Genomic DNA, 26,369 nt, shown 5'->3' with positions numbered 1-26,369 from the left:
CTGAACGAGACGAGGACGACCGGCGCCCTCTGATAACGAGGGGGCGCTGATCGCACAGTGCCGTGAAGATTTCAAGACAGGCGGGCAGGGGAGACCGCAATTGCGGTCCCCGTGATCATCATTCGGCGGCCGCGGCCGGAGCCTGCGGAGGAAATTCCGAGTTGGCGGGCGCGTGATCCGCCTTGCGGGCGAAAAGCCGCTTCAGGCCTTTGCCGAGACGATCCATCTCGACGAAGATCACCGGCGTGATGAACAGCGTCAGCATCTGCGAGACGACGAGCCCCCCCACCACGGCAATGCCGAGCGGCTGGCGAAGCTCGGAGCTTGCGCCGGAGCCCAGCGCGATCGGCAGTGCTCCGAGCAGCGCGCAGAAGGTGGTCATCATGATCGGCCGGAAACGCCGCACGCAGGCCTCGTGGATCGCCGCGACCGGTGCTTCGCCTTTCTCCCGGATGAGTTCCACCGCCACGTCGATCATCATGATCGCGTTCTTCTTGACGATGCCGATCAGCATCAGGAGGCCGATGAGTGCAATGACCGAGAGGTCGAAGTTCATCACCTTCAGCGCGATCAGCGCACCGAAGGCTGCCGCCGGCAGGCCGGACAGGATCGTCAGCGGATGGATGAAGCTCTCATAGAGCACGCCGAGAACGACATAGATGGTGATGACGGCGGCGAGAATCAGCAGGCCGGTATTGCCCTGGCTCTCCTTGAAGATCGCCGCATTGCCGCCATAGGAGGTGAAGACGTCGCTCGGCATGTTGAGGCTCTGCTTGATCTCGTCAATGCGAGCCGTCGCCTGGCTGAGCGAGACGCCATCGGGCAGGTTGAAGGAGACGGTCGTCGAGACGAGCTGGCCGGTCTGGTTGATCGTCACCGGCGCCTGCTTGCGCTCCACCGAGGCGAAGTTGGAGAGCGGCACCAGCGTTCCGGATTTCGATGACAGGATGTTGATGTCGCGCAGGAATTCGTCATCCCACGGCTTCGACTTGTCGAGTTCGACGATGACGTCGTAACTGTCGCCGGTCGATTGGATCTGGGCGGCGGTATAGCCGCTGAAGGCCATTTCCAGCGTCTTGCGCAGCTGGTCATTGGTAATGCCGTAGGCGGCGGCCTTTTCCGTATCCACCTTGATGTCGGCGGCAATCGCGCCGTTCTGGGCATCCGAGGTCACATCGGTGAAGAGGCGGTCTTGGCGCAGCGCCGTCTGGATCTTGCCGGCCCATTCGTTCGTCGTCGAGGCATTCAGCGCCTGGATGACCAGCTGATACTGGCTTGCCGTGCTGCGCCCGCCAAACCGCAGGCTCTGCTGCGGCGTGATGAAGGTTTTCAGGCCCGCGACCTTGGCCGTGGCCTTGCGCATGTCGTCGATGGTCTGCGCCAGCGGCGGGCGCTCGTCCTTCGGCTTCAGTTCAACGAACATTGTGCCGTTGTTGAGCGGACTGCGGGCACTGCCGCCAACGATCGACGTGACGTGCTTGACCGCCGGGTTCTTGCCGATGATCTCCGCCACCTGCGCCTGCAGGGCCCGCATCGCCTCGTAGGAAATGTCCTCGCGGGCGCGGGTGGAGACGGAGAGCCGTCCGACATCCTCCTGCGGGAAGAAGCTGGAGGGCAGCGTCATGAACAGCCAGCCGGAGGCGGCAATCGAGGCAAGGAAGCTGAGGAGCACCACGCCGCGGTGTTTCAAGCACCAGGAGACCGAACGGTCATAGCCGCGCAGCGTATAGCCGAAGCCCGCATCAAACCAGCGGATGATCATCGGCGGGCGGGACGAGTGCGAGGAGAGGCGCGAGCCGAGCATCGGCGTGACGGTGAGTGAGACGAGCGCCGAGGTGAGGATCGCAAGCGTCACGACCATGCCGAACTCGTTGAACAGGCGACCGACGACACCGCCCATCAGCAGGATTGGGATGAAGACCGCGACGAGCGAGATCGACATCGACAGAATCGTATAGCTGACTTCCGCGGCACCCTTCAGCGCCGCTTCGCGCATCGGCAGGCCCTCTTCATGAAGCCTGAGAATGTTCTCCAGCATGACGATGGCATCATCGACCACAAGGCCGACCGAGAGCGTCAGGCCGAGCAGCGAGATGTTGTCGATGCTGTAGCCGAGCGCATACATCGCACCGAAGGTGCCGATCAGCGACAGCGGCACGGCAAGACCGGGAATGATGGTTGCCATCAGGTGGCCGGTGAAGAGATAGATCACCAGCACCACGAGCCCGATCGTCAGGAACAGCGTGAACTGAACGTCGTGGATCGCTTCCTTGATGGCGGTCGAGGCATCGTTCATCACGTTGAGATGCACGGATGGCGGCAACTGCGCCTCCAGCGCCGGCATTTTGGCCCGGATCTCCTCCACGACATCCACGGTATTGGCATCCGGCTGGCGCTGGACGGCGAGGATGATCGAGCGTTTGCCGTCATACCAGCTGCCGGCATCAAGATTGGCGACGCTGTCTTCCACGCGTGCGACATCGCCGAGATGGATGGGCGCGCCGTTTTTCGTCGCAATCACCAGCGAGCGGAACTCGTCGGCATTGGTGCGCTGCGTCTTTGCATCGATCGTCAGCCGCTGGTCAGCGGTCTGCAGCGTGCCGACCGGTGTCTGGTTGTTGGCACCCGCAATCGCCGACGTGACGGTATCCACGCCAAGCCCGCGTGCCTGGAGCGCCGTCGGATCAAGCCCGACCCGCACCGCATAGGTCTGCGAACCGTAGATGCTGACTTCCGCGACGCCGGGGAGCGTGGAGAGAAGCGGCGAGACGATGTTTTCGGCGATCTCGTCCACCTTGGAGCGCGGCAATTCGTCGGAATTGATGGCGAGCAGCAGGATCGGCGCATCCGCCGGGTTGGTCTTGCGGTAACTCGGTGCCGTCGTCATGTTGCTCGGCAGCTGGCGGGTCGCCTGCGAGATCGCCGCCTGCACGTCGGCCGCTGCCGCATCGATGTTGCGGTTGAGGTTGAACTGCAGGATGATCGAGGTATTGCCGAGCGAATTGGTAGCGGAGATTTCGCTGACGCCTGGGATCGTCTCGAACTTCTTGATCAGGGGCGTCGCAACGGACGTCGCCATGCTTTCCGGCGAGGCGCCGGACAGCGAGGCCGACACGTTGATCGTCGGGAAATCGACCTTGGGAAGGGCTGCGACCGGCAGCAGGCGATAACCGGCAAGGCCTGCCAGAATGAGCCCGATGGCAAGCAGCGTCGTGGCAACCGGGCGGTTGATACAGAAGGCTGGGATCATGGCTGGAGCGCCCCCGTGACCGAGGCGGCATCGGCCACCGGCAAGGGTTTGTCGCCGGCAAACTGCTCGACCACATGTTGCCCGTCGGCGAGCTGCACCTGGCCCTCGACCACGACATGGTCACCCTCCGAAAGTCCAGACGCGATGGCGGTCTGATCGCCATTGGCGCGCGCCACCGTCACCTTCGTGGCATGCACCTTGCCGGTTTCGTCCACGGTATAGACGAAGGAGCCCTCGGCCCCCGGCCGGACGGCGACCGTCGGCACGATGATCGAGCGATCGCTCGGCTGGAAGTGGATGGTCACGTTGACGTTCTGGCCGGGCCAGAGCGTGCCCTTGTCGTTCTTGAACTCGGCTTTGGCGAGCACCGTTCCGGAACTCGAATCGACGCTGTTATCGAAGAAGGAGAGCGCGCCCCGATCGGCAACGCCGCCGGTGGCCGCCGGGTCGGCATCGACGGGCGCGGCATCGGTCAGGCCGCGATGCAGGTCCGGCAGGTAACGCTGCGGCAGACGGAAGCCGACGGAGATGGGATCGTAGCGGGTGATCGTGACGATGCTGGCACCGGCGCTCACATAGGCGCCGGGACTGATGACGATGTCGCCGAGCCGGCCGGCATAGGGCGCGCGGATATCGGTATGCTCCAGCGTCACCTGGTCTGCGGCCAGCGTTGCCTGGTCTGCGGCGAGTTTTGCGGCGGCGGTATCGCGGGCGGCCTTGGCCTGTTCATAACCTTGCTGCGACTGGGCGTTCTGCTTCAACAGGTTCTCGGCACGCTGCAGGGCGGCCTGCGTTTCCGTGAGCGTTGCCTGGTCACTGGTGATGTTGGCCTGGTCCTTGGCGACGGCGGCAGCGGCTGTCCGGTCATCCAGCTTGGCGATCAGGTCCCCGGCCTTCACCTCCTGGCCATCTTTGGCGATCACGCTCATCAAGAGGCCCTGCTGGAGGGCGGCGATCGTCGTGTTGTCGGCGGCCTCGGCAAAGCCGTTGGCCACGACGTCGAGCGGCAGCGTTCCGGTGGAGGCCGCAAGCGTGCGCACCGTGGCCGGACCACCCGTGCGGCGTCCCTGGCCCGAGCCTTGACCCGAGCCTTGACCCGACCCTTGACCCGACCCTTGGCCCGACCTCTGGCCTTGCCCGGAGGCCTGCGCCTGGCTCTCGCCCTGGCGGCGCTGCCCTGTTGCGGAAGCGGTTCCCTCGGTTCCGGCCTGTTGCCGGTGGCCGCCATCGCCTTTGTCGGAACCAAAGCCGGCGGCAGCCGACAGTTGCTGGAGATTGGGAATCTGCAGCGCGGGCGGCAGAAAATCGCGATAATACCAGGCGCCACCGGCGCCGATGGCAAGGATGCCGAGGAAGGTCCAGGTCTTGTTCATATACGGGCCCGCAAGCGTCGAGAGTGGGAGGATCGACTATGCTGCGATGCAAAATGGCAGCGTTTTTGAGGAAACGCCTGAACCCGCGGAAAATCACCTTAAACTTCTGTAATCTGGGAAGAATGTGGCATCGGCTGGCGACGGGACACGGGTGGCGTGTCTACCGGCGCCGGCGCAGCAACCAGAGAGCGGCAAGGCCCGCCGCCGCCAGCAGCGCGCCCCACAGGATCCACGGCGACTGGTCGATCATGAAGCTGGAAGCCGGATAGGGAAAGACCCCCGTGCCCTGGCCGATCCAGACGAGGCCCATCAGGACGCACAAGCCGGCAAGGATGGTCAGGAGAATGCGAAGGATGTTCATGGCGGGTCACTCCTCACGGAAAGGGTCGTCCACCCGCCTGGCCCCGGCGGGCATGAGGCCGGAACCCCGCTCGGCGCAGGCCGGGCGGGGAATTGTGATCGCCGTTCAGAGCGATTTGGCAGCGCCGCCATCGACGCGGATCATGCTGCCGGTGACATAGGCTGCCGGGCCGGAGCAGAGGAAGGCGCCGACCGCGCCGAACTCGTCCACGGTGCCCAGCCGTCCGGCCGGAATGGTTTTGATCGACGCCGCCCGTACCTCGTCGAGCGCCTTGCCCTGCCGTTTGGCATTGGCGCCGTCCAGCTCGTCGATGCGGTCGGTGTGGATGCGGCCGGGCAGGATCATGTTGGCCGTGATGCCGAACGAGGCGACTTCTGTGGCCAGCGTCTTGTTCCAGCCGACCAGCGCGCCGCGCAGCGTGTTGGAGAGAGCAAGGTTCGGGATCGGCTCGATGACCCCCGACGAGGCAACCGTCAGGATGCGGCCAAACCCCTGTTCCTTCATCGCCGGCAGGAAGGCACTGGTGAGGGCGATCACCCGCACGACCATGGTCTGGAAAAAGCTCTCCAGCTTTTCGACCGTCATCTCTTCGGCGGTGCCGGGCGTCGGCCCGCCCGTGTTGTTGACGAGAATGTCGAGCCCGCCCAGCTTGTCTGCGACGGCCTTCTGCAGGTTTGCCACCGCATCGTCTTCGGCGAGATCCGCCCAGACCCAGTCCGCCTTGCCTTTGCCCTCGGCGTTGATCGCCTTGCAGTTTTCCGCAAGCCTGTCACCGCTGCGCCCGCACAGGAGCACATGCGCGCCTTCCGCGGCGAGCGCCCGGGCAATGCCGAGGCCAAGGCCACGCGAGGAGGCGAGCACGAGCGCCCGTTTGCCGGAAATGCCGAAATCCATCTTACGTCTTCCTTCCTGATGCAAGTCACGTCGGCGCGGACCTTAACCTGAGGAACCGGGTGGGGAAAGGGCATCCGGCGGAGACGGGATGCCAATTGTTGTGCGGCTTGGCTGCACTACATAGGAAGGCATGTTGACCCTTGATGCCGTCTCCTCCGAAGCCGAAGCTTTCGCCCTGTTCGATACGCTGCCGCCGGTTCTGCCAGCGGAATTGATCGGCCTGTGGCATGGGCATGGGCTGCCGACGGGTCATCCACTGGACGGGGTGCTGGAAAATCTCGGCTGGTACGGCAAGCGGTTCCACGGCGACCGCCGGGCAGATGCGCTGCTGTTTCGCTGGGGCGAACGGCGGCTGGTGCCGATCGACCCGGTAAAAATCCCTGTTGGCCTCGCCCTGCATCTCTCCGGCTTCGGTCGCAGCCGCGCGGGTCACAATCTCTTCTCCCATCTGATGCGCGGTCTGCGGGCGCATGGCCCGGTGGCCAGCGTCCGGCAGGTCACCTATCGCGGTGTCGAGAGTGCCGCCATGGCCTATGACCGCAAGCCGATCGTCGATCACTTCCGGAGACTGGACGAGGACCGCGTGCTCGGCGTCATGGAGATCGCCGGCGACGCGCGGCACTATATGTTCGTGCTCGAATGGGTGTCGGACAGCTGATACACGATGTCGGCCATGCAGTCGGAGCGCGCCGGGCCGCGCAGGACACAGAGGCTTGCCCGATTGTGAAACATGCGCCGACCGTCCCGTCGCTCATCGCCATCAACCGCTGGCCTTGCCCTTTGCCGCCCTCGCGCCCTGCTTCTCCGCCCCGATCGACCCCCAATGCGCATTCTAATTGACGCTTACGTACACGTAATATATTCTTCAAGATCAATAGGCGTTCCCGAAATTTCACGCCGCCATGCGTTGCAACGCGGCTCGACAAGGCCTGTGGCTTTTGCCAAGGAGGAAGGCAACAGGGGAAGCGCCCGAGCGGGAGAGAATGCATGACTGAACACATGGAACTGCCGGAACGCGAAAGCATGGAATTCGACGTGGTGATCGTCGGCGCGGGGCCGGCTGGCCTGTCCGCGGCGATCCGGTTGAAGCAAGTCAATCCAGAGTTGACGGTCGTCGTTCTGGAAAAGGGCGCCGAGGTTGGCGCGCATATCCTCTCCGGCGCCGTCGTCGATCCGATCGGCATCGACCGGCTTCTGCCGGACTGGCGCGAGGAGGAGGGCCATCCCTTCACCACGCCGGTGACGGACGACCAGTTCCTGTTCCTGGGGCCGGCCGGTTCGGTGCGTCTGCCGAATGCCTTCATGCCACCCTTGATGAACAATCACGGCAATTACATCGTCTCGCTCGGCCTCGTCTGTCGCTGGCTTGCCGGCAAGGCGGAAGAACTCGGCGTCGAGATCTATCCGGGTTTTGCCGCCACCGAAGTGCTCTATGACGAAGATGGTCGCGTGATCGGGGTCGCGACCGGCGACATGGGAATCGAGAAGAACGGCGAACCTGGCCCGAACTATACCCGCGGCATGGCGCTGCTCGGCAAATATGTGCTGATCGGCGAGGGCGTGCGGGGATCGCTCGCCAAGCAGCTGATCGCCAAGTTCAAGCTGGACGAGGGCCGCGAGCCGCAGAAATTCGGCATCGGCTTCAAGGAGCTGTGGGAGGTGAAGCCCGAGCATCACAAGGCCGGCCTCGTGCAGCATTCCTTCGGCTGGCCGCTGGACATGAAGACGGGCGGCGGCTCCTTCCTCTACCATCTGCATGACAATCTGGTGGCCGTCGGTTTCGTCGTGCACCTGAACTACAAGAACCCCTATCTCTTCCCCTTCGAGGAATTCCAGCGCTTCAAGACGCATCCAGCGATCCGTGACACGTTCGAAGGCGCCAAGCGCATCTCCTACGGCGCACGTGCAATCACCGAAGGCGGCTGGCAGTCGGTGCCGAAGCTCTCCTTCCCCGGCGGCGCGCTGATCGGCTGTTCCGCCGGCTTCGTCAACGTTCCGCGCATCAAGGGCAGCCACAATGCCGTCCTGTCCGGCATGATGGCGGCGGAGAAGATCGCCGAGGCGATTGCCGCCGGTCGTGCCAATGACGAGCCGGTCGAGATCGAAAACGCCTGGCGCGCCAGCGATATCGGCAAGGATCTGAAGCGCGTGCGCAACGTCAAGCCGCTGTGGTCGAAGTTCGGCACGGCACTCGGCGTGGCGCTCGGCGGCATCGACATGTGGATCAACCAGATCTTTGGCTCCTCGCCCTTCACGCTGAAGCACGGCAAGACGGACGCAGCCTCGCTGGAGCCGGCGGCCAACCATAAGAAGATCGACTATCCGAAGCCGGATGGTGTCCTGACTTTCGACCGCCTGTCTTCCGTCTTCCTCTCCAACACCAACCACGAGGAGGATCAGCCGGTCCATCTCCAGGTGAAGGACATGGACCTGCAGAAGCGCTCCGAGCTTGGCGTTTATGCCGGCCCGTCCGCCCGTTACTGTCCGGCCGGCGTCTACGAATGGGTGGAGAAGGATGGCGAAGAGGTCTACGTCATCAACGCGCAGAACTGCGTGCACTGCAAGACCTGCGACATTAAGGACCCGAACCAGAATATCAACTGGGTGCCGCCGCAGGGCGGCGAGGGCCCCGTTTATCCAAGCATGTGAGCGTCAGCGGCCGAACGGGGGAGCGAGGAGGCTTCCCGGTCGGTCGGAAAGGGAGTAGAGAGGAGTGGCAAGGCATCTGCAGGACAAGCCGACGATGAAATACGCCGGACAGCGCAAAGACAGCCACTTTCTGCGCGCCACGTGGCGGCGCGTCAGGACCAGCCGAAGCCGTCTTCTGATTCCGGTCATTGCGGTGGCAGGCGGGCTTGTGCTGGTCGTCAGCCAGATGGCACCGGAGCTTGCCGGCAAGTGCCGCGCCGATGCGGGACCGAATATCGACTGGAGCGAATGCCGCAAGCGCATGCTGATGCTGGAGCACAGCCAGCTGGACGGCGGTCGTTTTGCCGGCGCTGATCTCAGCCGCACCGATTTGAGCCACAGCAGCCTGAAAAACGGCGATTTCACCAAGGCGATCCTGCTGCGCGCCTCGCTCAACAAGGCGGATGCCGAAGGCGCCAACTTCAGCAAGATCGAGGGGTACCGCACGGAGTTCCCCGGCCTAAAAGCCAAGGGCGCCATCTTCCAGGGTGCGGAAATGCAGCGTGCCAATTTTGCCGGTGCCGATCTGCAGAATGCCGATTTCACCAAGGCAGAACTTGCACGCGTCAATTTCCAGAAGGCGACGCTCGGCAACACGGCCTTTGCCACCGCCAATCTCTCCCGCGCAGTCTTTCAGGGTGCCCATGTGGAAGGGCCGGTCGATTTCACCAATGCATTTTTGTTCCTGACCCGGATCGAAGGCGTCGATCTGTCCCAGGCCACGGGTCTGAAGCAGGAACAGGTTGATCTCGCCTGCGGCGATCAAAACACAGCGCTTCCGCCGGGCATCACCACGCCGCTGAGCTGGCCCTGCGACAGCGATTGACGTTTGCCTGACGACCGAGTGTTAACCTGTCTGCCGGGGCGTTATCCCTTCATTAACCATACCGTCTTTAAATTGCGGACCATTAAAACACCGCAATAAGGACACAATCATGTCGATCTCGCGCCGCGGGCTGATCTTCGGGTTGCCGCTTTTCCTGGCTGGCTGCTCCACGACCTCGATGAATTCGCAAGCCGATTACGCCGCACGCCCGAGCGAACCTTTCCCTCTGAAGGAAGTGCCGATCGAGAAGATCAAGCCGGAACTGCGCCGCACGGAAGTGGCCTATGCGACACCGCACAAGCCGGGCACCATCGTGGTGGATACACCGGCGCGCCGGCTCTACTACGTGCTGGAGAACGGCCGGGCGATGCGCTACGGCGTCGGTGTCGGGCGGGCAGGGCTGGCGCTTTCCGGCAACGCCTATGTGGGCCGCAAGGCGGAATGGCCGACCTGGACGCCGACCGCCAACATGATCCGGCGCGACCCGAAGAAGAACCTGAAGTTTGCCGGCGGCATGCCGGGCGGCCCGAACAATCCGCTGGGCGCGCGCGCCATGTATCTCTACCGCGGCGGTGGGGACACACATTTCCGCATCCACGGCACCAACCAGCCGGACTCCATCGGTCACGCCATGTCGAGCGGCTGCATCCGCATGATGAACCACGACGTCATCGATCTCTATGCCCGCGTCAAAGTGGGCGACCGTGTCGTCGTGATCCAGGAAACCGCGCGGGCGTGACACTGGTGGAGTGCTGCTGCGGCCATCGCCTCAGCGGCACTTCCAGGCGACGAGCATCAGAGCTCCGACAATGCTCAGATGTTCGGTAACGACATAGAACTCGAACGTCTTCATCGGCTCTTCCATCGCCCAGAAATTGTGCGCGATCGGAATGGTGAGAAGAGTGAAAACGGCGAGAGCGCCGGCGCCGAGCCAGGCGTGGCGATTGAGGATGATCAAGGCCGAGCCGCCGAGCTGGGTGATGATGACGGCGATATTGAAGACGACGGCCGGCTCCAGGCCGAAATGCGTCATTTCCCCCACCCCGCCCGAAAAGTCCAGCAGCTTGGAAAGACCGCTTCCCCAGAACATGAAGGTCAGAACGGTTCGGGCGAGATATCCGAACCAACCGGTTGCAAAGATGTCCAGTGCGGACGGCATGCGCCCGCTATCTGCTGTCGACATGACAATTCCCCCATAGGTTGCGCTCCAGGCAGCCTATCAAGTCCACGGACAAATGGAAGAGTGGGGGCGTCGATTATCCGCGGCTTTCCCGCCGTTCCAAGGCCACCGAAACAAGAAACACGCCAAGTCCGAGCGCCGAGAGAACGGCTCCGACATAGCCGGTCGCACCGTAGCCGTAGCCGGCGGCAATCACCAGGCCGCCGAGCCAGGCGCCGAGCGCATTGGCGATGTTGAAGGCGGAATGGTTGGTGGCGGCGGCGAGCGTCTGCGCATCGGCCGCCACATCCATCAGGCGGGTCTGGACAGCCGGGCAGGCGGCAAAGCCGCAGCCGGTCAGGAACACGCAGATGCACAGCATCACCGGGTTGTGGGCAGTCAGCGAAAAGACGCTCATCATCACGATATTGAAGGCGAGCATGCCGCCGATCGTGCCCTTCAGCGAATAGTCCGCCATGCGCGAACCAAGCACGTTGCCGACATTCATGCCGATGCCGAACAAGGTCAGCACGATGGCCACCATGCTGACCGGCAGGCCGGCGGTATCGGTGACCGTCTTTGCGATGTAGCTGAAGATCGAGAACATGCCGCCGAAGCCGACCGCGGCCACGGCAAACGACAACCAGACCTGCAGCCGCGTGAAGGCGCTGAGTTCGCGGCGGATGCTGGCGCCCTCCGCCACCTTGTCCCTCGGCAGGTAGATGGCGATCAGAAGCACGGTGAGCGCACCGAAAAACGCCACCAGCAGGAAGGCCGCCCGCCAGCTCATCATCTGGCCGAGGAAGGTGGCGAGCGGCGTGCCGATCAGCGTCGCAATCGTCAGCCCCAGCATCACGCGGCCGACCGCCCGGGCGCGGCGATGCGGCTCTGCCATCGAGGCGGCGACCAGCGCAGCCACACCGAAATAGGCGCCATGCGGCAGGCCGGTGATGAAGCGCATGAGCGTAAAGCTGCCGAAGGCCGGTGCCAGCGCGCTCATGGCATTGCCGAGCGCAAACAGCGACATCAGCATCAGAAGCAGCGTCTTGCGCGGCAGCTTGGCCGCCAGCGCCGCAATGACCGGCGCCCCGATGACCACGCCGACGGCATAGGCACTGATCACATGACCGGCCTGAGGGATGCTGACGCCATAGGTCGCCGCCACATCCGGCAACAGGCCCATGATGGCAAACTCGCCGGTTCCAATCCCGAAGCCGCCAACGGCAAGCGCGAGTTCGATCAGGGCGATGGAGAGTGGCGTAAGCGGGTTTGCATCCTCGCGCTGCCGCGTGGATGGGTAGGGGACAGGAGCATCGGTCATGGGATTCGCGCACAAGAAGGGCCTTTGCCGGAAGGGCATCGGCCGGGAGATTTCGGGAGGAGATCTTTGATGTGGATCAATACTAAGGCTACCATATCATTTTGCGGTGCGGGAGAGGGGAAATGCAGCGCCGTGAAATAATCATGATCCTCCACGAGGATGACATTGCCGCTTGCAGTGCGCCGGGCAGGCAACCATTTGCAGGCTTATCCGTTTTCTTGCGCACCCATTTGTGGAACACCGGCCTCCCATGAACCTCATTGCCATCCTCAACCGCGACGGCGGAACCTTCAAGACGACCGACATGGACGCCTATAGCCGCCAGATGGCCGACGTGTTCCGGGCCGAGGGACACGAGATCGAATGCCGGGTGGTCGCCGGCGACGATGTGGTCGGTGCCATGGAAAAGGTGGCGGCGACGCCCGGCGTCGAAGGTCTGATCGCCGGGGGTGGCGACGGCACGATTTCGGCCGCGGCCTCCATTGCCTGGCAGAGCGGCCTCGCCCTCGGCATCGTGCCGGCGGGCACGATGAACCTGTTTGCCCGCACCCTGAAACTGCCGCTCGATATCTGGCAGGTGTTGGACGTGCTGGCGAAGGGCGAGGTGCAGGATGCCGATATCGCCAGCGCCAATGGCCGCAGCTTCGTGCACCAGTTTTCGGCCGGCCTGCATTCCCGCATGGTGCGTTACCGCAATCAGATGAGCTATGCCTCACGGCTCGGCAAGATCCGCGCCAGCACGCGGGCAGCCCTCGGCGTGATGTTCAATCCCCCGGTCTTCGAGGTGGAGTTCACGGTGGAGGGGCGCAAGGAACTGCGCAAGGTTTCCGCCATCTCCGTCTCCAACAACGAGTTCGGCAGCGACGGCCTTCTCTATGCCGACAGCGCCAGTGGCGGTCATCTCGGCTTCTACGTGGCCGATGCGCTGACGCCCCCGGGCGTCGCGGCGCTTGCCATCGATATCCTGCGTGGCCGGCTGAAGGAAAACGAAGCCGTCAGCGCCATGACGGCCACCGAAGTGGACCTGCATTTCCCCCGCGCCCGCAAGGACATCCGCTGCGTCATCGACGGCGAGCTTCTGCCGATGGACCGTGACGTGACGCTCAAGATCCACGCCGGTGAGCTGAAGGTGCTCGTGCGCCAGCCGCAGGCGCCGATGGCGCAGGTGCAGGCCCAGGAAGGCGTGGCGACGGCGACCGTGGGCTTGTAACGGCGCTTATATCCGCGGCAAATAAGTCTGGTAATCGAAGCTCGAGACGGTGCGCAGATAGGTGATGGCTTCCTTGCGTTTCGTCTGGCCGTAGATGCGCTGATAGTCCGCCCCGAACGTGTCGCGGATGAAGGTAGAGGCGAGGAAGCGGTCGACCGCCGTCAGGAAATCGTGGGTGAGGATCTCGGGGTTCTCCGGCGCGCTGTCCGGTCGGGTGACGGGGCCGGGATCAAGCGTCTCGTCGAGGCCGAGCAGCATGCCGCCGAGGATGGCCGCCAGCAGCAGGTGCGGGTTGGCATCGGCGCCGGCCACGCGATGTTCGATGCGGGCGGCAGGGCCATTGCTGTCGGGGATGCGCACGGCCGTGCCCCGATGGCCAAAGCCCCAGTCGATCTTGTCCGGCGCAAACGAACCCGGCTGGAAGCGGCGATAGGAATTGGCAAAGGGCGCAAAGATCAACTGCGCTTCCTGCATGGTCTTCAACATGCCGGCGGTCACCGATTTCAGCCGCACCGGATCGCCGCCCTTGGCGTCGAGAATGTTGTTGCCGTCGCGGTCGAGGATGCTCGCATGCACGTGCAGGCCGGAGCCGGCCTGGTCACCATAGGGTTTGGCCATGCAGGTGGCTTTCAGCCCATGCCGGCGGGCGGCGAAATCCACGACGCGTTTCAGGTAGATGCAGTCATCGGCGGCTGCCATCACATCCGGCTTGTGCAGCAGGTTCACCTCGAACTGGCCCGGGCCGAATTCCGCCGTCGTCGCATCCGCCGGCAGGCCCATGTCGTCGCAGTAGCGGCGAACCGTGTCGAGAAAGTCTTCGAGCGCTGCGGTAGCCCGCATGTCGTAGAGCTGGAAGCCTTCCACCTCGCCATTCATCACCAGTGCCATCGGCGGGGTGGGCTTGCCCGTGGTGCGGAAATCCGGCTCCACCACGTAGAATTCCAGTTCGGTCGCCACCACCGGCGTCAGCCCGCGTTCGGCATAGTGTTGCAGAACCTTCGCCAGAATGGCGCGCGGACAAACGTAATGCGGCTCGCCCGAGAGCGTATGCATGGTCGCCATCACCTGTTTGGAGCCCTTTGGCCCCCAGGGCAGCGTGGTCAGCGAGTTCTTGTCCGGCGTGCAGATGCCGTCCGGATCGCCGAGCGTCAGCGAAATGCCGGTGATGTCGTCATTGTCGTCGCCCCAGATGTCGAGCGACTGGGTGGAGGAGGGCAGGCGCACGGTGTTCTTCCACACCTTGTCCTCTGCGCTCAGCGGAATCATCTTGCCGCGCAGATCGCCGTTCATGCCGACCAGCAGGATTTCGATGCGCGGCGCCGTCTTCGTGCCGTCGCCTGCTTTGCCGATCGTCTCGTCCGTCATGAAACCCCGTCCTGCTCACGGTCGGCCTCACGCCGTTTGCGGCTGCTTGCCAAACCTGTTCCCGTTGGTCCATGTTCGTAGCCGATCAGAAACCGCCTTACAATCAGCCATGGCGAGGCGCCGTCCGGTGCCGGATCCATGCGGGGGAATACCGTGAACCAGTCGATGCCTCTCTCCAATCTCGGTGCCATTGATGCAGCCCATCACCTGCATCCCTTCTCCGACATGAAGCAGTTGAACGAGAAGGGCACGCGCATCATCGCGCGCGGCGAGGGGGTCTACATCTTCGACGCCCAGGGCAAACAGTATCTCGACGGGTTTGCCGGTCTCTGGTGCGTCAATATCGGCTATGGCCGCACCGAAATTGCAGACGCCGTGCAGCGGCAGATGAACGAACTGCCCTATTACAACACCTTCTTCGGCACCACGACGCCGCCGACCACGCTGCTCGCGCAGAAGATCACGGCCCATACCGATGGTCTTCTGAACCACGTCTTCTTCACCAATTCCGGTTCGGAGGCCACCGACACCTGGTTCCGCATGGTGCGCGTCTACTGGAAGGCGCTCGGCCATCCGACGAAGACGCATGTGATTGCGCGCCGCAACGGCTATCACGGCTCGACGGTCGCCGGCGCCTCGCTCGGCGGCATGAAGCACATGCACGAGCAGGGCAACCTGCCGATCGAAGGTATCTCGCATATCGGCCAGCCCTATTGGTATGCGGATGGCGGCGATCTGACGCCCGCCGAATTCGGCCTGAAGATGGCGCGCGAACTGGAGGCGAAGATCGATGAACTGGGCGAGGAGAATGTCGCCGCCTTCGTCGCCGAACCGATCCAGGGCGCGGGCGGCGTCATCGTGCCGCCGGACACCTACTGGCCGGAGATCGAGCGCATCTGCAAGGCACGCAACATCCTGCTCGTCGCCGACGAGGTGATCTGCGGCTTCGGCCGGCTCGGCACCTGGTTCGGCCACCAGCATTTCGGCTTCAAGCCGGATCTCGCCCCCGTCGCCAAGGGGCTGTCCTCCGGTTATCTGCCGATCGGCGCCGTGCTGGTGAGCGATCGTGTGGCCAGGGTGATGATCGAGGAAGCCGGCGATTTCAACCACGGCTACACCTATTCCGGTCACCCTGTCTGTGCCGCGGCGGCGTTGGAGAACCTGCGCATCATCGAGGAGGAGGGGCTGGTGGAGCGCGTGCGCTCCGATATCGGCCCCTATTTCGCCGCCGCTTTGAAGACTCTGGAGGATCACGAGATCGTCGGCCAGGTGGATGCGGTGGGACTGATCGCCGGTGTGCAGATTGCCGCCGACAAGGCGACGCGCCGCCGGTTTTCCAAGCCGGACGATGCCGGCGGCGCGGTGCGCAACCATTGCCTGGAGAATGGACTTGTGATGCGCGCCACCGGGGACCGCATGCTGGCCTCTCCGGCGCTGATCATCAGCCGCTCCGAGGTGGACCAGATGGTGGAGACGCTGCGCAGAGGGCTCGACCACCTGCGCGATACGCAGCGCTGATCAGCGCTGCGCCTCCGGGACCTGTGCCAGCCATATATAATCGAAGCGCATGGCGTCCCCGTCCTGCGCAAAATTGTAGGGAACGACCTCGGACTGAACCTGAAGGCTCTGGGGGGCAATCCCATGCGCGTCGAGCAGGCTGGCAATGCCGCCCGGAATACTGTTGCTGCCATCGACCGGCCAGATGAGCAGGCCGGGGCCGCGTTTGAGTGCCGAGCCGAGCGGCACGGGCTCGACGAAATCCGGCATCAGCACGGGCACGGTGGGATAATGCAGCCGCGTATTGCCGGCGGTCATCAGATCGCTGCTGATGATATAGGCAGGCCGTTCGCCGCGCTTGGTGATGATCTCTTCCAGCACGGCGCGATAGGGCACGTGTTCCTTGCCATACTTGCCGAAGTAGGGCGCGACGATGTTGCTGATCGCGAGATAGATCGCAAAACCCGTGATGATGCCCAAGACTGGCGGCGCAAGGCGCGCCACGCTCTGCCGGCTGTCGATCTCGGCAGCGGCAAGCTTCAGCGTCAGGTAGAGCGGCAAGAGCAGCAGGAAGGGCGATAGCCATTTTTCGCGGATGCTGGAAGCGCCGAAGCCGATGCCGATCAAGGCCACGATCACCAGGCAGGCGACGATCATGCGGCCGATCAGTCGCGTCCAGGCATTGCTTGCGTGCCATGCCGCGCCGATCTGGCGGAAGAACACGAGCCCGAAAACAAGCACGACCGGCAGTCCGCCCTTGAGCGTGGAGATGAGAATGGAAATCTGTCCGCGGATCGTATCGCGCAGGGCATCGCCGGAGGAACCGGCGCGCATGGCTTCCACGGTTCCGGTCGTTGCCGCGTCCAGGTGCATCAACACCCAGATGAAGTGTGGCAGTGCAATGGCGGCCGCGATACCGCCGGCAACCAGGATTCGCCAGTCGAACAGGCGCTTGCGCAGTTCGGCCTCCGGCAGCACGGCAAGCGCTGCGGCGATCGGAATGATGACGAAGTTGTACTTGGTGATGGCGCCGATGCCGACCGTGACGCCGAGGAGCAGGTAGCTGACAAGGCTCGGGCTCTTCACCGTCCGGATGAAGACGCACAGGAAAATCGAGACCAGACAGAGTGTTGCCACCGCATGGGTGAGATCGCGCTGGGCCAGCACCGTGACCGAGGGAACGGCCAGCACGCCGATCATGGCGACGAGCGGCAGGCGGCGGTCGTCCATCAGCATGCGCGCCGCCAGCCAGTAGAACAGCGCGCAGAGAAACAGAAGCACGTTCTTCAGAAGCGAGACGCTGGCGACCGACAGGCCGAACAGGTCGATCGTGCCGATCTGCAGCCAGTTGTAGAAGGGCGGCTGTCGGCCATAACCCAGCAGCAGGAACTGCGCCTGGAACAGCTGTTCGGCCTCGTCATTCTGCATGCTGTCGGAGCGCAGCACGCGCAGGATCACGCAGAGTGCAAAATAGCCGAACACCAGCCAGAAAACGGCCCCCGGTCGGCGAACGAGAAGGTTATGGAGTCTGTTGCTCACCGTTGTAGACGTCTCTCACGATATAGCTGACGGAACTGTCGTCCCGGTAATAGGTACGGGCAATCATTTCGGCGAGGATGCCGGTGGTGATCAGTTGGACGGCGGACAGGAACAGCATGACGCCGATCATGAACAGCGGCCGGGTGCCGATATCATTGCCCAGGATGAATTTGTCGACGAAAAGATAAGCGAGGATGACGCCGGACAGCGCGCCGAGCCCGAGGCCGAGGGAGCCGAAGAAATGGCCGGGCCGCGCCTTGAAGCGCATGAAGAACATCACCGACAAAAGGTCGAGGATCACGCGGAAGGTGCGCGAGATGCCGTATTTCGACACGCCGTGCTGGCGCGCATGGTGGGTGACCGGCATTTCGCCGATGCGTGAGCTCGGAACGACTCCGGCAACCCAGGCCGGAATGAAACGGTGCATTTCGCCCATCAGCTTGACCTGCTTGATGACCGAGCCGCGATAGATCTTCAGGCTGCAGCCGTAGTCATGCAGGCGAACCCCGGTGATGCGGCCGATCAGCCGGTTGGCGATCCAGGACGGCACCTTGCGGAGCAGAAGCCCGTCCTGGCGGTTCTTGCGCCAGCCGACGAGCAGGTCGAGCTCACGCCGTTCCAGCTCGCGCACCATCTCGGGAATATCCTTCGGATCGTTCTGCAGATCGCCGTCGAGCGTCGCGATCAGCCGACCGCGGGCCTGGGTGATGCCGGCCTGCATGGCGGCGGTCTGGCCGAAATTGCGCTGCAGCGCCACCACATAGAGGTCGAGCCCATCGCGCCCGATCGCCGCGCGGGCGTTCGCAAGCGTCGCATCCGTGCTGCCATCGTCCACCAGGATGAGTTCCCATGGCTGGCCGTAACCAACCATGGCTTCTTGAATGCGGGCAATCAGCGGGCCGACGCTGTCTTCTTCGTTGAAGATGGGTACGACCAGCGAAAGCTCGATGGCTGCAGCGGTTGCCGGTGCGATCTCGATCGACTCTGCTGTTGTCCGCACGGGATGTTTCTCCTAAAGCTCTGGACCGGTCGCTGTGGCGGGACGCGATGGGCGTTTCGTCTCTGCCGGCCCTTTGATCGCGTCCTCTATATGAAGATTGACATGCTTGCCAGTCGAAAACCGTGGCTGATTCGCAACGCAACGAGCCTGGTGACGCTGGCCTCGGTTGCTGCCTATATCCTCTTCATCCAGTGGTTCTGGGGCTGGGGCGATATCCTGGCGCGCTGGCAGGAGGCGGGGTGGCAAACGCTCGCCGTCGCCATGCTGCTGTTGCTGTCGACCTATGTGCTGAGGACCTGGCGCATCCACGATTATTTCCCACGCGAAACGGCGGGTCACTTCCGCCGTCTCTTGCGGCTGGTGCAGGTCCATAACCTGCTGAATGTCATGATGCCGTTTCGCAGCGGCGAAGTGAGTTTTCCGCTTCTGATGAGGAAGGAGTTTGGCGTCTCCCTGCCGCGCGCCACTTCCGCGCTTCTCGTCATGCGGCTGCTCGATCTGCATGCGCTGCTGGCCGCTGCCGGATTTGGTCTCGCGCTGGAGAAGGGGCATGCACTCGCCTGGCTGCTCTGGCTTGCCTTTGCGGCGGCCCCGGCGCTCGGGTTTGGCCTCCGCCGCCCGCTCTTTCGCCTGCTGCACGGCGCCGTGCCATCCCGCCTTGAAAAGCTCCTAAGCGAGGTGGAGGCGGGCCTGCCGGTGGACGGACTGGCGTTTTTCCGCGCCTGGGGTGTGACGCTGGTCAACTGGTCGGTGAAGGTCGCCGTGCTGGCCTGGGTGCTGGTCCTGCTCGGTGATCTGAACCTTGGCCCCGCCTTTGGCGGCGCGCTCGGCGGCGAACTCTCCTCCGTTCTCCCCGTGCACGCCCCCGGCGGCGTCGGCACCTATCCCGCTGGCATCACCGCCGGCGCTCTCGGCTTCGGGGCCGATCACGCCGAAGGCGCGCTCGCCGTTCTCGGCAAGGCTGCGGTCAACGCGCATCTGCTGATCATCGTCAGCTCTGTCGTGGGCACGCTGTTGTCGATGCTGGTCGCGCGGGGCGCGGCGGGGGAGCGTTAGGCTAGTTGCAGGCCCAGATGTTGGGCCATCGGCAGGAAATCCCTATCTCGCTGCAGCAGTCTATGACCGTGTTCGATGCAATAGGTGCCGATGATCAGGTCGGCTGTTTTTCGGATCGTAATGCCGCGCGACCGCAACGTCCGGTAATGAGTCGCGGCCTGTACGGCCAGTGCCGGCGACAGCATTGGCAGAATTCGAAGTTCTTGCAGCTCCATCTCAATCACCCGCGCATGCTGGTGGTCGCGTGCACCCTGAAGCAATTCAAGCAGGATGATGTCGCCAAGAATGACACTTCCCTGGCGAATGTAATTGCGCAGGCGCTCAGCCAGCACCTGATCCTCTCGCCGAAACACGGAAACCCAGACGGAACTGTCAGCGACGATCATTCTCCTGCCTTCAGGCTCCAGTCGGTGTCCTGCAGGCCATCGTCACGCATGGCGTCAAGGTCGCCCACCCAGCCAATCCCCTCAAGACGATCAACGGCACGCAATTGGCGGCGAATACGGACGAATTCTCGGAGCGCGCTATCAACGGCGGCCTTCTTGGTTGAGAGGCCACCAAGCTCCATGGCTTCAGAAATGAGATGCTCGTCCAATTCGATGTTCGTCCGCATGGCAAACCTCATGTGTATGATCTCGTCACATCATACACATGAAGCGCCTTGCCTTCAATGTCACTGGAACGCGGTCTCGTAAAAGCTGCGCAATTTGCGTGAATGCAGCTTTTCCGTGGGCATTTCGGCGAGTTTCTGCACGGCGCGAATGCCGATCTTCAAGTGCTGGCGCACCTGCGTACGGTAGAATTCAGTCGCCATGCCCGGCAGCTTCAGCTCGCCATGCAGCGGCTTGTCGGAAACACAAAGCAGCGTGCCGTAGGGCACGCGGAAGCGGAAGCCGTTCGCCGCAATGGTGGCCGATTCCATGTCGAGCGCGATGGCGCGCGCCTGGGAGAGCCGCTTCACCGGCCCGCGCTGGTCGCGCAGTTCCCAGTTGCGGTTGTCGATGGTGGCGACCGTGCCGGTGCGCATGATGCGCTTCAGCTCGAAGCCTTCGAGACCGGTGATTTCCTCCACCGCATCTTCCAGCGCCTGCTGCACTTCGGCGAGCGCCGGGATCGGCACCCAGACCGGCAGGTCGTCGTCCAGCACGTGGTCTTCCCGCATATAGGCGTGCGCGAGCACGTAGTCGCCCAGCCGCTGGCTGTTGCGCAGGCCGGCGCAATGGCCGACCATCAGCCAGGCATGCGGGCGCAACACGGCGATATGGTCGGTGATGGTCTTGGCGTTCGAGGGACCGACGCCGATGTTGACGAGTGTGATGCCGGCATGGCCGTCCTTCTTCAGGTGATAGGCCGGCATCTGCGGCAGCCGCACCGCCGTTTCCACTGCCCGCACCGTCCCCGCCGGCGTGATGATGTTGCCGGGCTCGACAAAGGCCGTGTAGCCGTCCCCACCGTTTGCCATCAACTCGCGCGCCCAGGCGGCGAATTCGTCGATGTAGAACTGGTAGTTGGTGAAGAGCACGAAGTTCTGGAAATGCTCAGCACCCGTTGCCGTGTAATGGCTGAGGCGGGCCAGCGAATAATCGATGCGCTGCGCGGTGAACGGCGCCAGTGGTGCCGGTTCGCCCGGGACCTGGTCATATTCGCCATTGGCGATCAGGTCGTCGGTGATGTTCAGGTCCGGCGTATCGAAGAGATCGCGCAGCGGCATGTCGGAGAGCACGGTCGAGGCGGACGCTTCCACATGTGCGCCTTCTCCAAAGGCGAAGTGCAGCGGAATTGGCGTCTCCGATTCCGACACCGTCACCGGCACATGGTGGTTGCGCATCAGGAGTTCGAGCTGTTCGGTCAGGTAGTGGCGAAACAGTTTCGGCCGGGTGATGGTGGTCGTGTAGATGCCGGGCGCCGAGACGTGGCCGTAGGAGAGGCGCGAATCGACATGGCCGAAACTGGTCGTCTCGATGCTCACCTGCGGATAGCAGGCGCGCAGCCGGCCGGCGACCGGGGCGCCTTTGGCGAGATGCGTAAACGCGTCGATCAGGAAGGAGGTGTTGCGCTCGTAAAGTTCGATCAGCGCATCAACGGCCTTGCCGGCGTCGCTGAAGACCTGCGGTTCGAACGGTTCGGGCTTGATGAAGTTCGGAGAGGAGAGTGTGTAGATTCGTTTTGTCATGGCGCATTATAGTGCGCTCTTCTTAACAAGCCAATTACGTGGCTGCGAAGCTTTGGCAAATTTTGCGGACGTCGTTGCTTTGGCTTTAAAGTGTTCCGTTGCAACCGTTGCCGGTGAAGGGTTGGCAGATCGCCGCACGGCCCGCCTGCAGGTCCGGCACGCGGCGCTGCGCCTCGACAAAGGCGGAAAAGGAGATCGCAAACAGCGCCATGCTGAGGGTGATGATGGTAAAGCGTCTTGCAATCTTCGGCATTGTCCGTCTCCCGTCTGAACGAGAAGGACTATGCGGCAACGCTGATGAATGGGTGCTGAGATCGTGGTTCATCCGGTGTTCAAAGTGATGAACGGAGCGGAATGCCTGCGGGTGGCGAAGGCCGCGCGGGCCGCCTCCGCCGGTTGCCAAGCGCTTATGCGCCCGATCAGAGGCGCGTCCAGGTCTGCGTCTTGCAGAACACCGACATCACGCAGCCCTTCATCTTCAGTGCATTGCCGCTGACGGCGGCCGAGCCGCTATAGGTCTTGTCGGCTGCGGGATCGGTGATCTCACCGGTATACTCCGCACCCTTGCCGCTCATGCTGCCGATCTGCCTGCCGGCATATTTGCCTGTCTTCAGCGTCACGCAGTAGGCGGAGCCACACTGGGCAATCACGGCGGTTTCGCCGCTGGCCGTCTTCCAGTTGCCGACGATCGGCTCGGCCGCCACCGTTGGTGCAAGGCTTGCCACCAGGAATGCGCCGCTTAGTAGTATGGTTCGGATCATCTCGTGTCTCCTCCTATCGAGAACCCGTCATCTGTCCGCAGCGATCCGCTCCTCCGCGTTCCGCCGCGCCCGTTTGCCAAATTATCTTACGCACACGTAAAGGTAAACTGGCATCTTGGAGGGAATTTTTCGCCGCGCCGGGGCCGATTTTTTTGTCCGCACCGTTTGGCCTGCTGATGGCGTGGTCAACAAAGGGTGAAATTGTGATGGTTTACGGAAGCTTTCGGATTTCCCGGAATCGCCGGTTTGCAGGGCTTCCGATGTTTAACGAAAACCCAATTTTACCAAGCGTTTGGACTTTGTTTTCATCAAATTAATCATGCATTTTAGGCGAATTTTGAAGGGCGGCGGGCATACTGAACCCATCAAACGAGCAGGCCAAACCTGCCGGCCGGGCGGATCACAAAAGCCACTGCAAGATGGCGATCCGGCTGGTGCCCCACGAGGCAAAGCATGAAGACAGGGATTTTGACAACAGGCTCGAAACAGGGATCATTCCGATGGCACGCTTTGACATGACGCATTCCGAAATGGCCACCATGGGTGGCGAAGCCCGCGCCGAAAACTTCTGCGACATGGGCCTGATGTATGCAACCGGCCGCGGTTGCGACGTCGATCTGGTCGCGGCCCACAAGTGGCTGAACATCGCCGCGATCAAGGGCTCCGACCGCGCCGCCGAACTGCGCGCCGACCTCGCACACACCATGACGAAGATGCAGCTTGCCGAGGCGCTGCGCGCCGCCCGCGAGTGGATGACCATGCACTGACAGTGAAATGCGCCGGTGGTTGCTGAGACCGGCGAATGGGGGAGGGACGCCATGAATGGCAGACCCTCGGAAGGTCGCGAATGGTCGAAACCGGCCAGCGCGACCTTCTGGCATTTGTGTGGTTATCCGATCGCCGCCAGCACCTTGGGCAGCGCCGTCTCGAGCAGCGCCATATCGGCCTCCACGCCGGCGCTGATGCGGATGCAGCGGTTGAGTGGGGCCACGCCGGGCATGCGGATGAAGACCCCGTGCTCCATCAATCCATCGACGATCGCCCGGGCGTAAGCCCCGTCGCGACCACAATCCACAGCCACGAAATTTGTCGCGGAGGGAAGCGGTGTCAGGCCGTTTTCTCGAGCGATTGCGGCAATCCGCTCCCGCGACTGCCGGATCGCGTCGGTCGCCTGGTGCAGATAGGCCTGGTCTTCGAGGGCCGCGAGCGCCGCCGCGACGCTGATGCGCGGCATGCCGAAATGGTGGCGGATCTTGTCGAAGCTCTGCGCATTCTCCGGTGTCGTGACGACATAACCGACGCGCGCACCGGCAAGCCCATAGGCCTTGGAGAAGGTGCGCGTGCGCATCACGTTCGGACGGTCGAGGAAGGCGTCGATCGCCGGCGTTGCTCCCTCCGGCGCTGTCTCGCAATAGGCCTCGTCGAGGATCAGCAGACAGGTTTCCGGCACGGCTCGCACGAAGTCTGCGACGCGCTCCGCATCCCACCAGCTGCCCATCGGATTGTCGGGGTTGGCGAAATAGAGGAGCGAGGCCTTTTCCTTTTCAACGAGCGCCAGCAGACCGTCGAGATCCTCGCGGTCGTCCACATAAGGCGTCGTCACCAGCCGTCCGCCATATCCGGCCACATGGAAGTTGAAGGTCGGATAGGCGCCAAGCGAGGTCGCGACCGTCATGCCGGGCTCGATCACCATGCGCACGATGTGACCGAGCAGCGAATCGATGCCTTCACCGATGGCGATGTTCTGTGCGTCGCAGCCGAGATGCTGGCCAAGTGCCTGCTTCAGCGCAAAATTTTCCGGATCGGCATATTTCCAGGTGTCGCGAGCGGCAGCAGCAATTGTCTCCAGAACGGAGGGGGCGGGGCCGAAACCGCTCTCGTTGGCGCCGATGCGGGCCTTCACCGTCAGCCCCCGGTTTCGCTCGATCGCTTCCGGCCCGACAAAAGGAACGGTCGCCGGCAGGCTTTGGAGAAGTGGGGTGAAACGGGAAAAGGCGGTCATGCGGCAGGATCCGGTGTGGCTGAAGTGGCGCCACACCATAGGGCGGTTTATCCGCTATGCAAGATCTTCAGGGCCGCGCCCGGTACGCCCGGTCCCCCTCAATGCAGGGACTGGAAGCAGACGCGCAAAACGTGATGCAGGAAGTTCGGGTCGAGCAGCATGTTGAAGGAAATCTTGACCTTTTCCTCCTCGCGCGTGGTCAGGGTCGCGCCGATCTCACCGCGAATCCCGAGAATCTCGAGAAAGAAGTTGTTGGGCACGGTCAGGCTCGGGCTGATGTCGAGTTCCGCACCCGAACGCGAGATGCGCCGGATGATGCAGCGCACCTGTGTTTTGGTGCTCAGGTGCCGTTCGACGAAAATGATCTTGCCCGGACGGTCGATCTGGAATTTTTCGTAGCCGTCGTCCTGCGGAATGGTCTTCACGGTGTCTCTTCGAATATCCAAGGGCATCCCAATCCCCCCAACCTCTTGTCTTGGAACACCACGATAGGGGATCTCCGCTGATACACGATAAAAGTGAAACGTAAAATCCGAGGAATCTGTCCTTTTAACCGCCGGAATCGCGTTGGCAGATGCCGATCTTGCGCGTTGACGCTGACCCTCAAGCGGGGCTACGCCTGCAGCAGGAAACCCGATGGCATGCGATGGAGAATGACGTGACGGACAGGCTGGTGATTGTTGGCGGCGGTCAGGCGGCGTTTGCGCTCGCGGCAAAACTGCGGGCATTGAAGGACATGCGCCCGGTGACGATCCTGAGCGTCGAGCCGGTGGCGCCGTATCAGCGACCGCCGCTCTCCAAGAAATACCTGCTCGGCGAGATGGAGTTCTCCCGCCTGCTGTTTCGTCCCGAAACCTGGTATGCCGAGAATGCGGTCGATCTGAGGTTGTCGGCCTTTGTCGAGCATATCGATCCCAAGGCTCACCGCGTTCGGCTGCAGGACGGCTCCGTCGTGGATTATGGCACGCTGGTGCTCGCAACCGGTGCCACCCCGCGAAAACTGCCGGCGCAACTCGGGGGTGATCTCGCGGGCGTCTACGGGATGCGCGAGAAGCAGGATGCCGACCGGCTGGCGGGTGAGATGCAGGCGGGCCGGCGCGTACTGATCATTGGCGGCGGCTATATCGGCCTCGAAGCCGCCGCCGTCGCCCGTCACAAAGGGCTTGAGGTGACGGTGATCGAAATGGCCGACCGCATTCTCAAGCGGGTGGCATCGGCGGAGACCGCCGGCATGATCCGCAATATCCATATCGGACACGGCGTCACCATCCGCGAATCGACCGGCCTCACCCGGTTGAACGGGGAGGACGGACGTGTCGTGTCCGCTGACCTGGCTGATGGCGCGGTGCTGCCCGTCGATCTGGTCATCGTCGGCATCGGCGTCACCGCGAACACGGAACTGGCGGAACTGGCCGGCCTCACAGTCGGCAACGGGATCGTGGTGGACGAATTCGCCCGCACCAGCGACCCGGACATCTTTGCCGTCGGCGATTGCGCCGAATTGCCCTGGCAGGGGGAGCGCGTGCGGCTCGAATCGGTGCAGAACGCCGTCGATCAGGCGGAATCGGTGGCCGCGACGCTGGCCGGCCATCCGGCACCTTATGAGGCAAAGCCCTGGTTCTGGTCGGACCAGTATGATGTGAAGCTGCAGATCGCCGGCTTCAATCTTGGCTATGACGATACGCTGGTACGTCCCGGCGCCCGCGAAGGCAGCGCTTCGGTCTGGTATTTCCGCCAGGGCCGATTCGTGGCGGTCGACGCCATCAACGATGCCAAGGCCTATGTAACCGGCAAGAAGCTTCTGGACCTTGGCCGCACGCCGGACCGCGCCATCATCGCCGATCCCGCACAGGACCTGAAACTGCTGCTTTCCTAGGGAAAGGCGGCATCCGGA

At 63.1% G+C, this 26,369-nt stretch carries 25 protein-coding genes; 9 read left to right on the top strand and 16 right to left on the bottom strand.

Annotated features, from left to right (window positions below; genetic code table 11):
* Nucleotides 1-118: 118 nt before the first annotated feature.
* The 4 genes from G6N78_RS17680 to G6N78_RS17665 all read right to left on the bottom strand — a co-directional run bounded on the left by G6N78_RS17680 (nt 119) and on the right by G6N78_RS17665 (nt 5,878).
* Nucleotides 119-3,250: an efflux RND transporter permease subunit gene (locus tag G6N78_RS17680; protein ID WP_165221008.1), complete on the bottom strand. Its 3,132-nt coding sequence runs from the start codon at nt 3,248-3,250 to the stop codon at nt 119-121.
* Nucleotides 3,247-4,623 carry an efflux RND transporter periplasmic adaptor subunit gene (locus tag G6N78_RS17675; protein ID WP_165221005.1) on the bottom strand — a complete coding sequence of 459 codons (1,377 nt, stop codon included), beginning with the start codon at nt 4,621-4,623 and terminating at the stop codon, nt 3,247-3,249. Before G6N78_RS17675 ends, G6N78_RS17680 begins: the two co-directional genes overlap by 4 nt.
* Nucleotides 4,624-4,783: 160 nt before the next feature.
* Nucleotides 4,784-4,984 carry an LPXTG cell wall anchor domain-containing protein gene (locus tag G6N78_RS17670; protein ID WP_165221002.1) on the bottom strand — a complete coding sequence of 67 codons (201 nt, stop codon included), beginning with the start codon at nt 4,982-4,984 and terminating at the stop codon, nt 4,784-4,786.
* Between the two features lie 105 nt (nt 4,985-5,089).
* A complete protein-coding gene (locus G6N78_RS17665; protein WP_165220999.1) occupies nt 5,090-5,878 on the bottom strand; it encodes an SDR family oxidoreductase in 789 nt (262 codons plus the stop codon).
* A 130-nt stretch (nt 5,879-6,008) separates the two neighbouring features.
* On the opposite strand from G6N78_RS17665, the gene G6N78_RS17660 reads away from it, so the two are divergent.
* From G6N78_RS17660 to G6N78_RS17645, 4 genes are all read left to right on the top strand, one after another.
* Nucleotides 6,009-6,536, top strand: a complete 528-nt coding sequence (locus G6N78_RS17660) for a DUF4334 domain-containing protein (protein ID WP_165220996.1) — start codon at nt 6,009-6,011, stop codon at nt 6,534-6,536.
* Between the two features lie 329 nt (nt 6,537-6,865).
* The gene (locus G6N78_RS17655; protein WP_165220993.1) at nt 6,866-8,527 is read left to right on the top strand and encodes an electron transfer flavoprotein-ubiquinone oxidoreductase; all 1,662 of its coding nucleotides are present in this window, start codon (nt 6,866-6,868) and stop codon (nt 8,525-8,527) included.
* A 226-nt stretch (nt 8,528-8,753) separates the two neighbouring features.
* The gene (locus G6N78_RS17650; protein ID WP_234905974.1) at nt 8,754-9,392 is read left to right on the top strand and encodes a pentapeptide repeat-containing protein; all 639 of its coding nucleotides are present in this window, start codon (nt 8,754-8,756) and stop codon (nt 9,390-9,392) included.
* Between the two features lie 109 nt (nt 9,393-9,501).
* Nucleotides 9,502-10,131, top strand: coding sequence for a L,D-transpeptidase (locus G6N78_RS17645; RefSeq protein WP_165220990.1), 630 nt, complete (start codon nt 9,502-9,504; stop codon nt 10,129-10,131).
* Between the two features lie 30 nt (nt 10,132-10,161).
* Here the strand turns inward: G6N78_RS17645 and G6N78_RS17640 are convergent, their stop codons facing one another.
* Together G6N78_RS17640 and G6N78_RS17635 are read right to left on the bottom strand one after the other, a co-directional pair.
* Nucleotides 10,162-10,575, bottom strand: coding sequence for a DoxX family protein (locus G6N78_RS17640; protein WP_370691459.1), 414 nt, complete (start codon nt 10,573-10,575; stop codon nt 10,162-10,164).
* A 73-nt stretch (nt 10,576-10,648) separates the two neighbouring features.
* On the bottom strand, nt 10,649-11,872 hold the full coding sequence (locus tag G6N78_RS17635) for an MFS transporter (protein ID WP_165220987.1): 1,224 nt from the start codon (nt 11,870-11,872) through the stop codon (nt 10,649-10,651).
* Nucleotides 11,873-12,122: 250 nt separating this feature from the next.
* On the opposite strand from G6N78_RS17635, the gene G6N78_RS17630 reads away from it, so the two are divergent.
* A complete protein-coding gene (locus tag G6N78_RS17630; protein WP_165220985.1) occupies nt 12,123-13,082 on the top strand; it encodes a diacylglycerol/lipid kinase family protein in 960 nt (319 codons plus the stop codon).
* Nucleotides 13,083-13,088: 6 nt separating this feature from the next.
* Here G6N78_RS17630 and G6N78_RS17625 read toward each other — a convergent pair whose 3' ends face one another.
* Nucleotides 13,089-14,447: a glutamine synthetase family protein gene (locus G6N78_RS17625; RefSeq protein WP_165220982.1), complete on the bottom strand. Its 1,359-nt coding sequence runs from the start codon at nt 14,445-14,447 to the stop codon at nt 13,089-13,091.
* A 153-nt stretch (nt 14,448-14,600) separates the two neighbouring features.
* On the opposite strand from G6N78_RS17625, the gene G6N78_RS17620 reads away from it, so the two are divergent.
* A complete protein-coding gene (locus G6N78_RS17620; RefSeq protein WP_165220979.1) occupies nt 14,601-15,965 on the top strand; it encodes an aspartate aminotransferase family protein in 1,365 nt (454 codons plus the stop codon).
* Here G6N78_RS17620 and G6N78_RS17615 read toward each other — a convergent pair whose 3' ends face one another.
* Entirely contained in the window at nt 15,966-17,483 is a 1,518-nt protein-coding gene (locus tag G6N78_RS17615; RefSeq protein WP_165220976.1) for an ArnT family glycosyltransferase, read from the bottom strand.
* A complete protein-coding gene (locus G6N78_RS17610; protein WP_165220973.1) occupies nt 17,464-18,483 on the bottom strand; it encodes a glycosyltransferase family 2 protein in 1,020 nt (339 codons plus the stop codon). Before G6N78_RS17610 ends, G6N78_RS17615 begins: the two co-directional genes overlap by 20 nt.
* 90 nt (nt 18,484-18,573) lie before the next feature.
* Here G6N78_RS17610 and G6N78_RS17605 point away from each other — a divergent pair, with 90 nt between their 5' ends.
* Nucleotides 18,574-19,539 (top strand): lysylphosphatidylglycerol synthase transmembrane domain-containing protein, encoded by a 966-nt coding sequence (locus G6N78_RS17605; protein ID WP_165220970.1) that lies wholly within the window; start codon nt 18,574-18,576, stop codon nt 19,537-19,539.
* Here the strand turns inward: G6N78_RS17605 and vapC are convergent.
* From vapC to G6N78_RS17580, 5 genes are all read right to left on the bottom strand, one after another.
* Entirely contained in the window at nt 19,536-19,925 is a 390-nt protein-coding gene (gene vapC, locus G6N78_RS17600; RefSeq protein ID WP_165220967.1) for a type II toxin-antitoxin system VapC family toxin, read from the bottom strand. The genes G6N78_RS17605 and vapC overlap by 4 nt on opposite strands.
* Nucleotides 19,922-20,152 (bottom strand): type II toxin-antitoxin system VapB family antitoxin, encoded by a 231-nt coding sequence (locus tag G6N78_RS17595; protein WP_165220964.1) that lies wholly within the window; start codon nt 20,150-20,152, stop codon nt 19,922-19,924. Before G6N78_RS17595 ends, vapC begins: the two co-directional genes overlap by 4 nt.
* A gap of 60 nt (nt 20,153-20,212) precedes the next feature.
* Nucleotides 20,213-21,712 carry an AMP nucleosidase gene (gene amn / locus G6N78_RS17590; RefSeq protein WP_165220961.1) on the bottom strand — a complete coding sequence of 500 codons (1,500 nt, stop codon included), beginning with the start codon at nt 21,710-21,712 and terminating at the stop codon, nt 20,213-20,215.
* Nucleotides 21,713-21,797: 85 nt separating this feature from the next.
* The gene (locus tag G6N78_RS17585) at nt 21,798-21,965 is read right to left on the bottom strand and encodes a hypothetical protein (protein WP_165220958.1); all 168 of its coding nucleotides are present in this window, start codon (nt 21,963-21,965) and stop codon (nt 21,798-21,800) included.
* 166 nt (nt 21,966-22,131) lie between these two features.
* Complete coding sequence (locus G6N78_RS17580; protein WP_165220954.1) at nt 22,132-22,473, bottom strand: DUF2147 domain-containing protein; 342 nt, start codon at nt 22,471-22,473, stop codon at nt 22,132-22,134.
* Between the two features lie 500 nt (nt 22,474-22,973).
* Between G6N78_RS17580 and G6N78_RS17575 the strand changes: the two genes are divergently transcribed.
* Entirely contained in the window at nt 22,974-23,240 is a 267-nt protein-coding gene (locus G6N78_RS17575; RefSeq protein WP_165220951.1) for a sel1 repeat family protein, read from the top strand.
* Nucleotides 23,241-23,362: 122 nt separating this feature from the next.
* On the opposite strand, the gene G6N78_RS17570 is transcribed toward G6N78_RS17575, so the two are convergent.
* Nucleotides 23,363-24,475 (bottom strand): pyridoxal phosphate-dependent aminotransferase, encoded by a 1,113-nt coding sequence (locus tag G6N78_RS17570; RefSeq protein WP_165220948.1) that lies wholly within the window; start codon nt 24,473-24,475, stop codon nt 23,363-23,365.
* Between the two features lie 98 nt (nt 24,476-24,573).
* Nucleotides 24,574-24,927: a hypothetical protein gene (locus G6N78_RS17565; protein WP_165220945.1), complete on the bottom strand. Its 354-nt coding sequence runs from the start codon at nt 24,925-24,927 to the stop codon at nt 24,574-24,576.
* 206 nt (nt 24,928-25,133) lie between these two features.
* On the opposite strand from G6N78_RS17565, the gene G6N78_RS17560 reads away from it, so the two are divergent.
* Nucleotides 25,134-26,351, top strand: a complete 1,218-nt coding sequence (locus G6N78_RS17560) for an NAD(P)/FAD-dependent oxidoreductase (protein WP_165220942.1) — start codon at nt 25,134-25,136, stop codon at nt 26,349-26,351.
* Nucleotides 26,352-26,369: the final 18 nt, after the last annotated feature.

It is taken from the genome of Allorhizobium pseudoryzae (genome assembly GCF_011046245.1).
Taxonomy (GTDB): domain Bacteria; phylum Pseudomonadota; class Alphaproteobacteria; order Rhizobiales; family Rhizobiaceae; genus Neorhizobium; species Neorhizobium pseudoryzae.
The sequence above is the reverse complement of the archived record's forward strand: the minus strand, read 5'-3'. Positions and strand labels throughout refer to the sequence as shown.

What these genes read in the sequence shown, in the direction of transcription:
- G6N78_RS17680 (WP_165221008.1), bottom strand. Translation starts at nt 3,250, where the DNA reads ATGATCCCAGCCTTCTGTATCAACCGCCCGGTTGCCACGACGCTGCTT.
- G6N78_RS17675 (WP_165221005.1), bottom strand. Translation starts at nt 4,623, where the DNA reads ATGAACAAGACCTGGACCTTCCTCGGCATCCTTGCCATCGGCGCCGGT.
- G6N78_RS17670 (WP_165221002.1), bottom strand. Translation starts at nt 4,984, where the DNA reads ATGAACATCCTTCGCATTCTCCTGACCATCCTTGCCGGCTTGTGCGTC.
- G6N78_RS17665 (WP_165220999.1), bottom strand. Translation starts at nt 5,878, where the DNA reads ATGGATTTCGGCATTTCCGGCAAACGGGCGCTCGTGCTCGCCTCCTCG.
- G6N78_RS17660 (WP_165220996.1), top strand. Translation starts at nt 6,009, where the DNA reads ATGTTGACCCTTGATGCCGTCTCCTCCGAAGCCGAAGCTTTCGCCCTG.
- G6N78_RS17655 (WP_165220993.1), top strand. Translation starts at nt 6,866, where the DNA reads ATGACTGAACACATGGAACTGCCGGAACGCGAAAGCATGGAATTCGAC.
- G6N78_RS17650 (WP_234905974.1), top strand. Translation starts at nt 8,754, where the DNA reads ATGGCACCGGAGCTTGCCGGCAAGTGCCGCGCCGATGCGGGACCGAAT.
- G6N78_RS17645 (WP_165220990.1), top strand. Translation starts at nt 9,502, where the DNA reads ATGTCGATCTCGCGCCGCGGGCTGATCTTCGGGTTGCCGCTTTTCCTG.
- G6N78_RS17640 (WP_370691459.1), bottom strand. Translation starts at nt 10,575, where the DNA reads ATGTCGACAGCAGATAGCGGGCGCATGCCGTCCGCACTGGACATCTTT.
- G6N78_RS17635 (WP_165220987.1), bottom strand. Translation starts at nt 11,872, where the DNA reads ATGACCGATGCTCCTGTCCCCTACCCATCCACGCGGCAGCGCGAGGAT.
- G6N78_RS17630 (WP_165220985.1), top strand. Translation starts at nt 12,123, where the DNA reads ATGAACCTCATTGCCATCCTCAACCGCGACGGCGGAACCTTCAAGACG.
- G6N78_RS17625 (WP_165220982.1), bottom strand. Translation starts at nt 14,447, where the DNA reads ATGACGGACGAGACGATCGGCAAAGCAGGCGACGGCACGAAGACGGCG.
- G6N78_RS17605 (WP_165220970.1), top strand. Translation starts at nt 18,574, where the DNA reads ATGAAGATTGACATGCTTGCCAGTCGAAAACCGTGGCTGATTCGCAAC.
- vapC (WP_165220967.1), bottom strand. Translation starts at nt 19,925, where the DNA reads ATGATCGTCGCTGACAGTTCCGTCTGGGTTTCCGTGTTTCGGCGAGAG.
- G6N78_RS17595 (WP_165220964.1), bottom strand. Translation starts at nt 20,152, where the DNA reads ATGCGGACGAACATCGAATTGGACGAGCATCTCATTTCTGAAGCCATG.
- amn (WP_165220961.1), bottom strand. Translation starts at nt 21,712, where the DNA reads ATGACAAAACGAATCTACACACTCTCCTCTCCGAACTTCATCAAGCCC.
- G6N78_RS17585 (WP_165220958.1), bottom strand. Translation starts at nt 21,965, where the DNA reads ATGCCGAAGATTGCAAGACGCTTTACCATCATCACCCTCAGCATGGCG.
- G6N78_RS17580 (WP_165220954.1), bottom strand. Translation starts at nt 22,473, where the DNA reads ATGATCCGAACCATACTACTAAGCGGCGCATTCCTGGTGGCAAGCCTT.
- G6N78_RS17575 (WP_165220951.1), top strand. Translation starts at nt 22,974, where the DNA reads ATGGCACGCTTTGACATGACGCATTCCGAAATGGCCACCATGGGTGGC.
- G6N78_RS17570 (WP_165220948.1), bottom strand. Translation starts at nt 24,475, where the DNA reads ATGACCGCCTTTTCCCGTTTCACCCCACTTCTCCAAAGCCTGCCGGCG.
- G6N78_RS17565 (WP_165220945.1), bottom strand. Translation starts at nt 24,927, where the DNA reads ATGCCCTTGGATATTCGAAGAGACACCGTGAAGACCATTCCGCAGGAC.